Origin of the sequence: Pedobacter sp., from assembly GCF_035317785.1 — a bacterium.
Taxonomy (GTDB): domain Bacteria; phylum Bacteroidota; class Bacteroidia; order Sphingobacteriales; family Sphingobacteriaceae; genus Pedobacter.
Map to the genome: position 1 here is coordinate 1 of NZ_DATHGC010000010.1, position 13,923 is coordinate 13,923.

The following is a 13,923-nucleotide window of genomic DNA, read 5'->3' on the forward strand; positions in this document are numbered from 1 at the left end:
TGCTGCTGCCGCTTTGAGCCAGCCCCGGTTCAATCTTCTGCCCAGCCCGGTCCGCGGAGCCGTTTCCGCCATTTGAATGGAGCGCTCAATTTTATTTTTTAACCTGGCATTAACAAGCTTATCTTCTTCAGAAGACAATCTGCTTACATAATCGTCACTGTTTTCGAAGACATTATAATAAGCCCTCAGGAATGCGATTTCCTCTTGAGTGGCCGTATGTTCCTGATACCTTTTTAAAATCTCCAAAAACTCTTTCTTTCCCAAATTTTTCATCCTGGTCAATTGATATAAAAATTCCCGCACTGAAACAGTGCATATAAGTAGAAGACTAACCAAACTCAAAATAGCCCAGTGGGAAATAAAAAAAATTCAAAGCCTGTAACGAAATCGATACAGGATAGTGCAGGTTGCCACAATAAAAGTGCTTTACTAATTTGGAGAACCAAATATAATTTACGGGGCAAATTGCATTCCTGCCGGGCGCAAGACCATGCCAAACACAAGAAATATGATGATTTCGGTTTTATCAGAATGTGAAGAAGACGAACAATTGCTCACACAACTTCGGGAAGGTGACAAATCCGCCTTTGACAAAATATATCTGAAATATTGGAAAGTGGTACTGGGCGCAACTTACAAAAGGGTAAAAGACATGGACAAATCTGAAGACATCGCCCAGGATATTTTTACCAGGCTTTGGATCCGGCGTGACGAAAACAATATCAAAAATCTGCGTGGTTACTTACTGACAGCAGTCAGAAATGGCTTCTTTACCCTGATGACAAAGGAAAACAGGTTCATCTCCATAGATGAAATATCTGCCGAACTGCAGGCAGATGCCTCAGGCGCTGACGGTAACCTGCTCTTCAAAGAGCTCATGAATGCCTATGAAGCGATGATCGAAGACCTGCCCAACCAGCAAAAAGCCATTTTCCGCATGCGCTATCAGCAGGAACTGAGTACAGATGAAATCGCACAGCAACTGGAACTGTCGCCAAAGACCGTCCGCAATCATTTAGGAAGGGCCATCAATACCCTTCGTACCGCAATTACGCTGGCCATCATCATGATGACCATTGGCCAATCCTAAAGCTTTCAAATAAAAAATCGTCCAACTGGGCTATTTTAAATTTGGCTAGTCTCCTTTCTACACGCACCCAATTGTTGAGTCTGTTACTTAAACTAAAAAATGAAAGCTATCCGGTTATTATTATTATTACTGACCTTTTTTGGAATCCAAGGTTTTGCACAGGATTTTTCAAATCCTCCGATGAGCTCAAGGCCCGGTGCATTTTGGTGCTGGCTGAATGGCAACATGACCACCACATCAATTACCAGAGATCTTGAAGAAATGAAGTCAAAAGGGACGAGCAGGGCAGAGATCTGGGATGTAGCAGCCGTAAACGGCACCATCCCTGCCGGCGGCCCATTTCTCGGTGACGAATCGGCAAAGCTGATCAAACATGCCATATCAGAAGGAAAGCGCCTCCAGATTAAGATAGGAATTATTGCTTCAAGCGGCTGGAATGCCGGCGGCTCCTGGGTAAAACCGGATTGGGCGTCCAAAGCCCTGTACTTTTCCGAAACGCAGCTGAATAGCAGCGAAAAAGTCTCCATTGAACTGCCCTTTCCCAAATTGCCGCCACATTGTCCGGTGACCGCAGAAAATATACCCGAATTCTATAAAGAAGTTGCCGTCCTTGCCATACCTTTCCATGCAGACAAAACCATAGCCCGCAGCAGTGACATCATTAATCTCAGCTCAAAATTCAGCAACGGAAAATTAACCTGGAAGGTGCCAAAAGGCAAATGGACCATCATCAGGTTTATCTGTTCCAATACAGGACAGTCACTTATCGTTCCCTCTCCCAATTCCAAAGGACTTTTTATTGACTTTCTGGATCCGGAAGCCACCAAAAGGCACCTGAAATACTTTATGGACCGTTTGGGAGTGACCCCGGAAAACTCGGCAGAAGGGGGACTCGCTTATTTTGAGTTCGACAGCATGGAACTTGAAAAAGGCACACCATGGACAGATGCCATGCCGGCTATCTTTAAAACCAGACAAGGATATCCCATCGAAAAATACCTTACAGTTTTTGCAGGCTGGAAAATTGAAGACCAGACAGACCGTTTTCTGTACGACTTTAAAAAAACGATCAGTGACCAGCTCATTTATAGCCATTATACCACAGGGACAGCGTTCCTGAAAAAATACAACGCCGAATTGGTGGCCGAATCAGGCGGTCCGGGACCTCCCGTATGGGAGACCTGTCCGGTTGATGCGTTAAAAGCACTGGGAAGCGTTTCTGTACCCCGGGGAGAATTCTGGATCAGGCACAGAAATATGTTTCTGATAAAAGAAGTAGCCAGTGCCGCGCACATATACGGCAAAAAGATGGTCGATGCCGAGTCGTTTACCACCTGGCGAAGATGGAAGGATTCTCCTTATGAAATGAAAAAGTATGCCGATCGCGCTTTTTGCGAAGGCTTAAACAACATTACCTTTCATACATTTGCCAGCACAACACCCGAAGATGGCTATCCCGGAAGAACCTACCATGCAGGCTCAGATGTCAACACGGCCACCACTTGGTGGAACAAATCAAAACCCTTTATGGATTATCTGTCCCGGTGCAGCTACCTGCTTCAGCAAGGGCTGTTTACTGCCGATGTATGCTATTATTACGGAGATCAGGCACCTAATTTTTTCCCGTTCTATCATAACGTACCTGAAAAACCAACCCTTCCCGGTTTGGAAAAGGGATATGACTTCGACGTGATCAACAGCGACGTCATAATCAGCAGGATGTCAGTTAAAGATGGCAGGCTGGTACTGCCTGACGGTATGAGTTACGCGGTCTTACTGCTTCCTGATCAGGCTTCAATGCCACTCTCAGTCCTGAGAAAGATTGAAAAACTAGTAAAAGACGGTGCTACAGTAATTGGTAACCCGCCAACCATTATTCCCGGACTGCACAATGCTGCTGAAGAAACGCTGAAACTTAATCAGCTTGCAGACAAATTATGGGGAGCAGCGACTGATAAGCAAACTAAATCCGGTACCTATGGAAAGGGGACAATATTTTGCGGGCTGTCCGCCACTGAAGTTCTGCAGCTAAAAGGCATTGAAAGAGATTTTATTTTCAACGGACCGTCAGAATTAGATTACATTCATCGCAGCACCGATTTTGGAGAAGTATACTTTATAAGGAACGAAAGTGACAACTGGGTGAAAGGCGAAGCAAGCTTCAGAATATTTGATAAAAATCCCAAATTATGGGATCCGGCAACAGGCACACGCGCTAACATTAAAACCTACACGGCAGGCAGAAAAACTACACAATTCACATTGGAACTTGCGCCACATGGATCTGTTTTTGTTGTTTTTAGCGACAAAAAGCAACATGAAACCAAAGCAGATTTATTCAGCACAACAAGCCAGCCCGCGCAGGAGATGCAGGGCCTATGGAAGCTTACTTTTCCAAAGGGCTGGGGTGCGCCGGAAGAGGTATTGCTTGAAGGATTAAAATCGTGGACAGAATTTAAGGATAAGGGCATCAAATACTTTTCGGGGACCGCGACTTATCACAAAACATTTTCCATAAAAGAAGAAATAGCCGGGAAAACCATTAGTATCGATCTTGGAGAAGTCAGGGATCTTGCAGAAGTTTTTATAAATGGAAAATCTGCGGGAATATTATGGAAAAAGCCTTTTTCAGCAGACATTACCAAACTGGTAAGGCCGGGAGACAATAGCTTAACCGTAGAAGTTGTAAACCTTTGGGTAAACCGCCTGACCGGAGATATGTTATCTGAGCCAAAAGACCGTTTCACCCGAACAAACCAGCCATATATGAAGGGTGAGATATGGCCTGGCGGAGATGAAACATTTCGCATTCAGACCTCAGGCTTATTGGGTCCTGTAAAACTTTTTTATGCCAAATAATTTCTGAAATGACGCAATCCTTTATCGTCCAAATCGCCCCCTGATAAAGTCCATTTTACACCTCCTTTCTGAATTTTCCTTTTTATATTTTTGATATTGAAGCATTTGATAAATAAAAGAGAAGAAAATCATCTAACTAAAAAATATTGAACTATGAAAAATGAAGATTTTACAACAACCATTTTAATTGAAGCAACAGGACAGGAAGTTTTTGATGCCGTTAATAACGTACGTGGCTGGTGGTCTGAAAATATAGACGGAGATACGGACAAGCTCAATAGCGAATTTAACTATCATTATCAGGACGTACATCGTGCCAAAATGAGGATCACCGAATTTGTTCCAAATAAAAAAGTGGTCTGGCATGTACTGGATAATTATTTCAAATTTACCGAAGATGAGCGTGAATGGATAGACACCAATGTAATATTTGAAATCTCTGAAAAAGACGGCAAAGCACAATTGCAGTTTACACACGAAGGATTAGTTCCTGATTATGAATGTTATAATGTTTGTCACGATGCATGGACACATTATATTCAGGACAGTTTGAAAAATCTTATCCTGACAGGTAAAGGCAGCCCAACACCTAAAAGTACCGAAGAAACAGCGTCGCCCGAGAAACACGATTCAACACCACAAATGACTACGAAAAGTATCTGTCACAGGCTGCTCATCGAGGCACCTGTCGAAAAAGTTTATGAAGCCATAACCACACAGAAGGGTCTGGCAGCATGGTGGACTCCGGAAACAACAGCAAAACCAGAAACAGGCAGTATTTCAAGATTTTCATTTGGACCGGACTATTATAAAGAAATGAAGATAGAAGAACTGAAACCATACAGCAGCGTGAAATGGCTTTGCATTAAAGCCTATGAAGAGTGGGTTGGCACTACGCTTACTTTTGAACTGGAACCACACCGTAAAGGATCAACACTATACTTTCATCATGATGGATGGGCGGCATACACACCAGAATTTGCCGGGTGCAGTTACGACTGGGCACTTTTTTTCAGGAGCCTCAAATTTTATTGCGAAACAGGCAAAGGATTTCCATACCCGGATTTTAACAAATAACAGCTGCCGTCATATAACAATGGCTGTATGCCTATCCGGGCAATACAGCCATTAAACAAACTTAAATTCCGGTAAACCAATACCAGCATTTATTAATAACTATAAGACACGGCAAACAATTAATATACCTATCGCCCTAACAATGCGCTGATCCGTCTTTCAAAATCCGCTTTATAATCCAGGTGATACTGCCCGGTAGCCGGACCATAAAATGAGGTATTGATCTCATTGACCACTCCATTTTTATCAAGAATGATACTGGTTGGAAAAACTTTAATTTCTGTCAGTTGCGGCAATGTCTTTTCAGTACGCGCGGTGTCGCCAACCGCAACACCAGTGATCAGCATTGGATATTGCACTTTAAACTGCTGCTGGAATTTGCGCAGGCTTTTTCTGGACCTGTCTTCATCTGTAGTGAGTTCATAAGCCAGCGCAATAACTTCAACGCCGCGGCCCTTATTCTTTTGGTAGTACGCACTTAAAAAAGCCATCTCATCCATACAATTCGGACACCAGGATCCCATCAGCTGCACAACCACCACTTTATTCCTGTACCGTTCACTTGGCAATGAAACCGTATTTCCGTCCAGATCTTTAAAACTAAAATTCAGCTTCCCGTCACTACCCGCCTTCACCGCAGTTACCGGAGCGGTTAATTTAACGTTTGCATCTTTGCGGGCGGTGAAACGCTCAGGCACAGACGCGCTGCTGTAAAAATACCCATTGATCGTGTCTCCGCTAATTTCAGCTGCAAACAAAAGCGCATGAATCCCGTCAAATGTAGAGAGGAACAAAGAATCACCTTTCACGATCCCATCCAAATAGCGGTAATCTCCAGCCGGAGTCAGCACAGAACCAGTAACCGAATTTCCATTCTGTACAAACTCTCCCACAGCAGGGCGTTTGGTCTGATTGGCCCTGGTAAATTCGATACTCCATTTTCCCCCTGCCTGCCGGGCCTCCCCTTGCTTATTATTTGGGAAACGGCTTTTTCCCTTTGTCGCCGCAAAAGGGATGATAAGATCTTTAGCCGCACCTCCTTTTATCCAGACCCCGTTCAGGCTGTCTTTTGTGATTGCCTTTAACCTGAAATAAGATTCAAAAACAGGCATCCTGATCAGAATGGAATCTCCTGAGACTACAATATTTTCTGTTTTCATCCGCTCGGTCCCATTTAGGATATAACAGACCAGGCTACCACCCTCAGGTTTAAAATCGAGGCCAAAAGGAATTTGAAATCCGTCTCCGCGCAATAAAATTGCCGTCCATTTCCCCGGTTTCAAATCGACCTGAGCCGAAGCAGAAAAGAAGGACAGCATGATGATTCCAAGGATACTATATAATATTTTAGCCATAACCAATAATTTTGAATTTATCTTTTTTATTGAGCCAGCTTAGCGCTGCCAGATTTTCTTTACCATCTGCTCCACATTAACCCCGATGGGGCAGTCTTTCGAACGAATGTTGCCCCGATAACGCGTAGGCGGGCTTCCACGCCCCAGCGATACGATTCTTGAAATGGGCATTTGAAGCCACCCTGTAAGGTCATGCGCGGTCACCCAGTCATAGGCATAACGCAACCAGGCATTTCTTTGCTTTTCAGGCAGCAGATAAAACCAGGTGACCTCGTCATATCCCCAAATAAAATGTGAAGCTGTGTCCGCCACTCCCGGTTTCTGACTGATGCCAAAATTGTCAAATTCTACCAGGTAGGGCAAAGACTCACATTTCCATCCGCTCGGTGTAATACAACCTTTGCTTCGCTGGAAAATAGCATCCAGATAACCAACCTGCAACACACCCTCCATTGGCTTCTCCGGAATCTCCTTTATACGAAGGGGAAAAGAATTGAAATCGAGTATACTTTTACCATCAACCACCATTCCACCCTGGGGCGTGTGCGCATCCAGCAATACCCAGTGATGCGGAGTATGCGTTCTGGCATAATTCCGTACTTTCTGAATAAACGCATTCCAGACCTGCAGGCCGGGATCATTCATTCCCATTAAAGCCACCTGACCAAGATGCAGGGCCTCACAGCCCAGATTCATATATACACCACAAAGATACATCAGCCAAAGCTGTGCTTCAGGTCTCGTGATGTCCGGCACACTGCTGCCCTTTCCCCAATGGTTCACGAACTTACCTTTAGTATTCAGCATATCTTCATAACGAAAATTGCGCGCTTCCACCTTACGGTCTAAAGCAATAAACACCCAGTCAGGCACAGAAAGTTGGCTTACCTGCCCGGTCATCGCTTCGAATACTGCAGCCTGAAAGATCACCTCAGGATCTTTGCTGTGTACCTCTTTAATCAATGCCATTGCCTGGTTCAAAAAATCAGGATTGCCCAGTGTAGCCTCATTGCCCCAACGGTATATCGCACGACCAATGAATTTAGCACCAATATTGCGGATCAGTCTGACATCATCTTTTTTATAAGGATATGGGCCATCATTAGCATAGGGATCCACAGCCAAAAATTCGGCCATGGTCACTGCACGCTTTAGATAGTATTTTAGACGCTCCCGGGAGATTCCGGTGCTGTCAAACTCCTGCGCTTGCACAGCTGCCGAACAAAACAATAAAACAATAAGTATAAATTTAGAGATACGTTCCATAGTAGAATCAGATCGGTTAGCTTTTTTTATTTTAAATACTAAGCTAGTATTTTTTGTCGGCTACTTCCATATTATCCCTACTGCTTTTCCAGTTTCATGATGCAGCGGACGGATCGGCTGATACCCATGATCAATGATTTCCTGGATTCCGAACTTAATTCAACGCCTCCTACATTTTAGGAGCCTGCATCTTCGCAGAACCCATAAAGAAGATCTAAAAAAATTGGCGCAATCACATGCTCAGCCCTACTAAAAGGCATGCTTAGAGCATATCTCCGGAGAAACCGAATTCAGGAACCTTAATATTTGATCAAAAACCCTTTCAAATGCTCAAAAAATAGGTTTTTAAACTATTTTAAACGACCACATCATCATGTGATAGTCAAAGTTTTGGCATACAATATCTTAAGTGAATATTTGTATCAGCAAAACGTAAGAAATATAATTAACTGAATTTTATAAAAAACAAATACAAAATCTCGTCATTAAAATGAAAAAAAACCTATTCACCATTATGGCCATAGTAGCTGTGGCCTTTGGATTAAGCAATGCTGCAAAAGCGCAGACTCAAATTAAACAGGTTACTGTTAACGTAGAATTGAAAGATGTAATCGGCATTGGCCCTGACGGCCCTTCGGGAAGTTCAGTAGTTGATTTCCTATACGAAACAGCTAACGACTACAACAACGACAAAACCGTTACCATCCCTAACCAATTCAACGTAACCAGTACAAAAGCTTACAACATCCTTGTTAAAGGAAGCGGAGATTTTATAGGCCAGACTACTGCCGCCACAACACTTCCTTTGAACATCCTTAAAGTGAGCGCAAGAACAGCAGGAGGCAGCAGCTTTGGAAACGAGGTGACCCCAACGACTATTGATCAGAATGTGATTACTGGTGCTGCAGCTACACTTAGCCAAAGCTTTGATGTACTGTACAAAATCGAGAAAAACATCGACTTGTTAACAAAAGAAAAACAAAAATACAGCACCCAGCTTACTTATTCCATTACTGCACAATAATAAGCAGGCTTAAATAAAGGCAGGGATTATGTTTATATTGCATAATCTCTGCTTTTTCATTTTAAAAAAACTTTAGAATGAACATCATAAGCTTAAGACAAAACTAAATAAGTTTAAGATCGTTCATAAAAATAAAATGTGTTTCCAGATGAAAATCATGATTAAGTTTCGGGTTATACTATTGATGCTGGCAGGTTCTTTTTTTTACCAGCAGGCCTCTGCTCAGGCGCTATCCTTTTCCCCTACGCGGGTATATTTTAAAGGGAATCCCGGTGAGACGGTAAGTGAGATCATAACGATTCACAATTCAAGCGCTGAGCCCTATGAATTCATTATCAGTCTTAAAGACTGGAACCGCGATTCCATAGGAATCAAGGAATATTCCCCAATGGGAACATTGCCGAATTCGAATGCCAAAGGCATTACCCTGCCCGGTACAAATTTCCAACTGAACCCAAAGGAGAAGAAAAGCTTTACGGTAAGTATGGTCATTCCTAAAGCCGGGAACTCGGTTTCTACCAACAGTATGCTGTTCTTTACCCAAACCAATGCAAAGGCACCCAATATGGAGGGGAACGCTGGGATCGGGGTTAAAGTAAGTTTGGAATTAGGCGTACAGTTATTCTACATTCCTGCTGATGCCAAAAAAGGAGAGTTGAAGTTCCTTGCCTTTGAGCAGCAAAGCACTACTGTCGAGCAAAAACAGGCAGAACAGCTGGCAGTGAAGTTTGAAAATACCGGTGAGATACCTAAAGATGGTTTCATCAGGTTCGAGCTGACCAACAAACAAACAGGCGAAGAAATTAAGCTTAAACCTATCCCTATTGCCATTATGCCCCTGGACCATCAATGGGCTTATTGTGCACTGCCATATGCCCTTGTGCCCGGAGAATACCTGGCTGTGGCTATTTTGGATGCCGGAGGCAACAACGATTTAAAGGTAGCAGAAAAGGATATCCATGTTAAAAGGTAGTTGCATTTATTTTTTTTTGATGGCTTTGGCTTATACTTCGTTAGCACAAAATCCAACATTCACCATCAATGAAGCTGCTTTAGCTGCCGGACAGGTAACGATTGATGCCAGCGGATATAATTATAATAAAGGATTATTAAGTCTTTTGCCGGGGGTTCAGGTAAAAAGTAATTCTACCAATTTAACTGCTGCTGCTCCAAACACTAATACCATACCAGTAACGCGTTTTACCGCAGTAGCGATAAAAGATGGCAGCATTGGCACCATTGTAACATTAAGTACAGCAAATCAAATAATTACCAATTCTGGCCTCTTGGGATTATTGAATCTTGGGGGCGGAGATTTTTCAGTTCGATATGCTGCTTCTAATCTTTCGTCTTTTCCATGGCAGGCCGGAAACTATTCTACAATCTTAGCTTACTCGATGACTGGTCTTGGTCTATTCACTTCCTTAACTCCGGCATCAGTAACTTTATCCGTAAACGTCCCTGCCTTTATTACTCCATTAAATGAACCGGGAGATATAGAATTATTGGTAGATAATCTTAATTACTTTAGGACTACTCAACTATCAATAGATAAAGCAATTTCACATCGATACACCGTGCCTTTGTTGCTGAGCCTAAAAAGCAATGCAGCTTATTTTACCTTTAGCAATGGCCACAATGGTGTAACACCTCCTCAAATCAATGTCAACCTCGTAAATGCCAGGATAACAGCTCCTGTTCAAAATCCATTAATCTCATTAAGCAATACCTCACAACAACTTTATTCGGGAACAGTTCCGGCTGGAAATACAACAGCAAATACTGCCTTGTTTTCTATTTCTTCAGCCAATTTACTCACCGGTTTTATCAATAAAGGGACTTATGCGACTACACTAAATCTGGAAGCGAAAGATGCCAGTGGCATTTACCCTGCCGCTACACGCAACAAAACATTAAATCTAAAGGTGACTGTTAATGATTTATCGGAACTGGCGATCAACACCTCCACCATAAATTTGAAATACATTACCGCCGAAAATTACAGGAATGGAGTAGCTGCTGATGTAGTTAATCATTTGGTTGTTAGCAAAACAACACCATACGACATTACCGTTAAATCAGATAATGCCAATTTTACACTTGGTGCCAATACCATTCCAGTAAGCGTACTGAGCATTGGCCCATCAAATGGGCAAACGGGTGTTAACACCATTAATTCTCTTTCTACTCAACCACAAATGCTTGTGAATGCAGGCTCACCTGCGATCGACAGAAACATCAGTTTGAGGTATTTTATTCCGGCATCCAAAACAGTAAACCTGTTAAACAAACAGGCCGGTACTTACACTACTAATGTAACTTATACTTTAACTGCACATTAGGAATTTTTACTGAATTGGACTTTCAACAGGAAAGCTAGTTGAATTTAGTGACCTCCACCTTCCGCTGAGTATACTTGTATTTAAACTCCAGATCTGTGACCTGACTGCGTTTCACTTCCACACTTTCATTTGGATTTAGAATGGAATACGGCATTCCTTCAGTATCTACCGAAACAATGTATTTACTTTCAGGAAGATAAAAGTTAAACATACCATCCTCATTGGTAAGAGTACTGAAAGTTTTACCATTTTCTGCTATAGCTTTTATTCTCAAACCAGCAATAGACGGAGCACCATCATTATATTTATCAGCTATATAAGCTAATCTTCCGGTTAACCTTTCTGTTTTAACCAAAGGGATTTCAAGTTTTACATTTTTATTCAGGTACACTTCCGTTGTTTGTTCCAGGCTCCAGTTCTTATTGTTCACGATGGATACGGCATATAGCTTATTTTGAGCACCGGTAAACACCACCGCACCTTTAGAATTGGTAATGGCGGCCAACCCCTCTACTTTCACCAAAATATCCGGGGCAAAAGGCTCACTATTGTCACGATAACCATTGCCATTAAGGTCTTCAAAATAAATAAGTTCCATTTTTTTATCGCCATTTTTATCATTGCCGCCAAAACGTTTCTCTATCCCAATTCTGAATTGTTTATTGTCAAATCTGTAGACGTTCTCTCTGGTGTTTGACAATTGTGTTTCAGGTCCTACTGCAGGGTTATATTCGTTAGCAGCCTTACGCATGTTAAGACCATAAAAAATATCTGCGGATAATGTCCAGTCACCTTTGATGCGCCATCTTACATTACTGGTGAACGAATAATTTTCACTACGGTTAAAACCAAAATAATTGTACATCGCATTGGCATTAACGACCACACTTTGCTTTAACAATGCGAAGCTGGTATTTGGGCCAAATGAATAGATATAATATTTCGGATTACTTGAAACCGCTAAAGCATCAGAAAGGTAATAGCTGTTAAATTGAGCAAAGCCTGTAAAGCCCAGTATCCTGTTTCTATAGTTAGCGGTCATTCTTGAAGAGAAAAATGGAGCAGGAGGTATTTGGGATGTATTTTGAAAAGTGTATCCATTATCTGCTTCAAAAGAAAAATCGTGATTAGCGTTATTGTAATTGATATTAAATTTGCTGCGGATAGATGACGACCGCCAGGTATCTGAAGCAGGTGCCTCCATGTGCTGACCGAAGTAATAAGGCCTGATGTTAATTGACCATTGTCCTATGCGGTTCCCGTAACCCAATTCATAGGTCGTATTTCCATAATTATTTGTAACAGGTAAAAGAGAGTTATTCAGGGAGGACAATTCTTTAGGTTTATTATTCATCAGATTGAACCTGGCACTGATGTTCTCATATTGGCCCAAATTCATCAAAGCCTTATTTTCAAGCTGGAGCAAACCTTTTCTTAAACCTCCATAATATGGGGTAGAATAATAGTTGTTACTATAAAAATTAAACCTTTTGCCATTCAGGTTATAATTGACCCCAAATGCTCCGCCATTCTTAGGCTGGCTATCATTTCCCTTTAAATCCTGAACACTGTATCCTGCCTCAAGCCCAATATTCTGTCTGTCATCCAGCGAGATATTGTTTGTCCCTGATAATAAAGTAGTATTTGATTTAGTCAACAAATTGCTATTATGCAATAACACTAAACTTTTATTGTCGCTTACAGCGTTGTTTTCTTTAAAAGACACCGCAAAGGTATTACCCTGACTAGCGGAATTAAAATCAGAAAACAGCAGGTAATCGTTTTCTATGCCATAAACACTTAATGAGCGTTTATCATCAATATTAACGGTCCCCTTTACTCCCCTGCCATTCAAATTAAAATCTAATGATTCATAAATATTTCCAGCCTTTATACCTACACCTTTATGACTATAGTCAATAAAACTATCATAGATATTAACTCCCTTTTGATTGGGATTATTAAAGTAATCCACATTTAGCTGGTAATTCAGGTGATGATCATTGGCTAAATCATATTTGCCATTTCCCTGAAACTGATACATAGACAATGAATTATCTACACTCATGTAACGAAGCGCTACAGTATTGGGTCTATTCTGATAAAATGGTGTTTGATTCAATGACAGTCTCCTGTCACTCGAAACGCTCATTATCCTCAAACGTTTTAAAGTGATCACATTACCACTCACATCCAGCGCACGGATGGTCACCGCAAAATCAGCGGGCGTCCTGTTATTTAATTTATTCTTAGCAATAAAAGGTATTGTTTCCTGTGAGCCGGGCTCAATGGTCATGCTGGTTCTTTCACCTATAAAATCCAGACCGTCCGGTATTTCTACAAGCTCCAATCTGAAATTAATTGGAATTAAACCATTGTTAAAAATTCTCACCATCACTCTGGCCTGATTAGTTACCTGGTTCAAATAAACTTCCTGCTGATCAGTATCTATCACCAAACTCTGGATATTTTCTAACTGTGCATAAAAGCTCGCAGACGGCTGAACGGTAATCTTATTCCGGGAATCTTTTAGCTGAATATATATATCCTGAAGATTTTTATGGATTGTAAGACGATCAGCCATGTATTTTAAGGGAAACCATTTTTTTTGTCCTGCTCCAATTGTTATAGAATCAGGCAATTTCAGCAACCCTATTTTTTGAAGTTCAGATTGAACGAGAGTTACAGGCGAATTACTTGTGTTTTCTATCCAGAGCACATTTGTAAAAGTTTCTCCTGAATTTACAGCAACAGTATCCAATTTAAAGCCATAAGAAATACCTATGCTTGTTTGTGCCTTCACATTTACTGATAAAAGTGAAAACAATATACAAAGCGTTAGCCCCTTGATAACCGAAAAGATAAACCCGTTGTAGGGATGCATATAACACATTATTCTTTCTGTATACA

The 13,923-nt window shown here is 41.6% G+C and carries 9 protein-coding genes and 1 pseudogene; 6 read left to right on the forward strand and 4 right to left on the reverse strand.

Going from position 1 to position 13,923, the window contains the following annotated elements:
* A pseudogene (locus VK541_RS01100) lies at positions 1–273 on the reverse strand (hypothetical protein); the annotation flags it as partial.
* A gap of 235 nt (positions 274–508) precedes the next feature.
* Here VK541_RS01100 and VK541_RS01105 point away from each other — a divergent pair.
* The 3 genes from VK541_RS01105 (at position 509) to VK541_RS01115 (ending at position 5,026) form a co-directional block, all read left to right on the forward strand.
* A complete protein-coding gene (locus VK541_RS01105; RefSeq protein ID WP_324366056.1) occupies positions 509–1,090 on the forward strand; it encodes an RNA polymerase sigma factor in 582 nt (193 codons plus the stop codon).
* A gap of 180 nt (positions 1,091–1,270) precedes the next feature.
* Complete coding sequence (locus tag VK541_RS01110) at positions 1,271–3,949, forward strand: glycosyl hydrolase (RefSeq protein WP_324366058.1); 2,679 nt, start codon at positions 1,271–1,273, stop codon at positions 3,947–3,949.
* Positions 3,950–4,102: 153 nt separating this feature from the next.
* Positions 4,103–5,026 carry an SRPBCC family protein gene (locus tag VK541_RS01115; protein WP_324366060.1) on the forward strand — a complete coding sequence of 308 codons (924 nt, stop codon included), beginning with the start codon at positions 4,103–4,105 and terminating at the stop codon, positions 5,024–5,026.
* Positions 5,027–5,154: 128 nt separating this feature from the next.
* Here VK541_RS01115 and VK541_RS01120 read toward each other — a convergent pair whose 3' ends face one another.
* Entirely contained in the window at positions 5,155–6,381 is a 1,227-nt protein-coding gene (locus tag VK541_RS01120) for a TlpA disulfide reductase family protein (RefSeq protein WP_324366062.1), read from the reverse strand.
* Between the two features lie 39 nt (positions 6,382–6,420).
* Complete coding sequence (locus VK541_RS01125; protein ID WP_324366064.1) at positions 6,421–7,647, reverse strand: hypothetical protein; 1,227 nt, start codon at positions 7,645–7,647, stop codon at positions 6,421–6,423.
* Between the two features lie 490 nt (positions 7,648–8,137).
* Between VK541_RS01125 and VK541_RS01130 the strand changes: the two genes are divergently transcribed.
* The 3 genes from VK541_RS01130 to VK541_RS01140 all read left to right on the forward strand — a co-directional run bounded on the left by VK541_RS01130 (position 8,138) and on the right by VK541_RS01140 (position 11,013).
* A complete protein-coding gene (locus tag VK541_RS01130) occupies positions 8,138–8,671 on the forward strand; it encodes a hypothetical protein (RefSeq protein ID WP_324366066.1) in 534 nt (177 codons plus the stop codon).
* Between the two features lie 148 nt (positions 8,672–8,819).
* On the forward strand, positions 8,820–9,644 hold the full coding sequence (locus VK541_RS01135) for a hypothetical protein (RefSeq protein WP_324366068.1): 825 nt from the start codon (positions 8,820–8,822) through the stop codon (positions 9,642–9,644).
* 19 nt (positions 9,645–9,663) lie between these two features.
* Entirely contained in the window at positions 9,664–11,013 is a 1,350-nt protein-coding gene (locus VK541_RS01140; protein WP_324366070.1) for a hypothetical protein, read from the forward strand.
* A 34-nt stretch (positions 11,014–11,047) separates the two neighbouring features.
* Here VK541_RS01140 and VK541_RS01145 read toward each other — a convergent pair whose 3' ends face one another.
* The gene (locus VK541_RS01145; protein ID WP_324366071.1) at positions 11,048–13,816 is read right to left on the reverse strand and encodes a hypothetical protein; all 2,769 of its coding nucleotides are present in this window, start codon (positions 13,814–13,816) and stop codon (positions 11,048–11,050) included.
* Positions 13,817–13,923 lie beyond the last annotated feature (107 nt).

Bases quoted from the DNA above. Each gene is read 5' to 3' on its own strand.
- VK541_RS01110 (WP_324366058.1), top strand. From the start codon at position 1,271: ATGAGCTCAAGGCCCGGTGCATTTTGGTGCTGGCTGAATGGCAACATG.
- VK541_RS01130 (WP_324366066.1), top strand. From the start codon at position 8,138: ATGAAAAAAAACCTATTCACCATTATGGCCATAGTAGCTGTGGCCTTT.
- VK541_RS01140 (WP_324366070.1), top strand. From the start codon at position 9,664: ATGGCTTTGGCTTATACTTCGTTAGCACAAAATCCAACATTCACCATC.
- VK541_RS01135 (WP_324366068.1), top strand. From the start codon at position 8,820: ATGAAAATCATGATTAAGTTTCGGGTTATACTATTGATGCTGGCAGGT.
- VK541_RS01105 (WP_324366056.1), top strand. From the start codon at position 509: ATGATGATTTCGGTTTTATCAGAATGTGAAGAAGACGAACAATTGCTC.
- VK541_RS01115 (WP_324366060.1), top strand. From the start codon at position 4,103: ATGAAAAATGAAGATTTTACAACAACCATTTTAATTGAAGCAACAGGA.
- VK541_RS01125 (WP_324366064.1), bottom strand. From the start codon at position 7,647: ATGGAACGTATCTCTAAATTTATACTTATTGTTTTATTGTTTTGTTCG.
- VK541_RS01120 (WP_324366062.1), bottom strand. From the start codon at position 6,381: ATGGCTAAAATATTATATAGTATCCTTGGAATCATCATGCTGTCCTTC.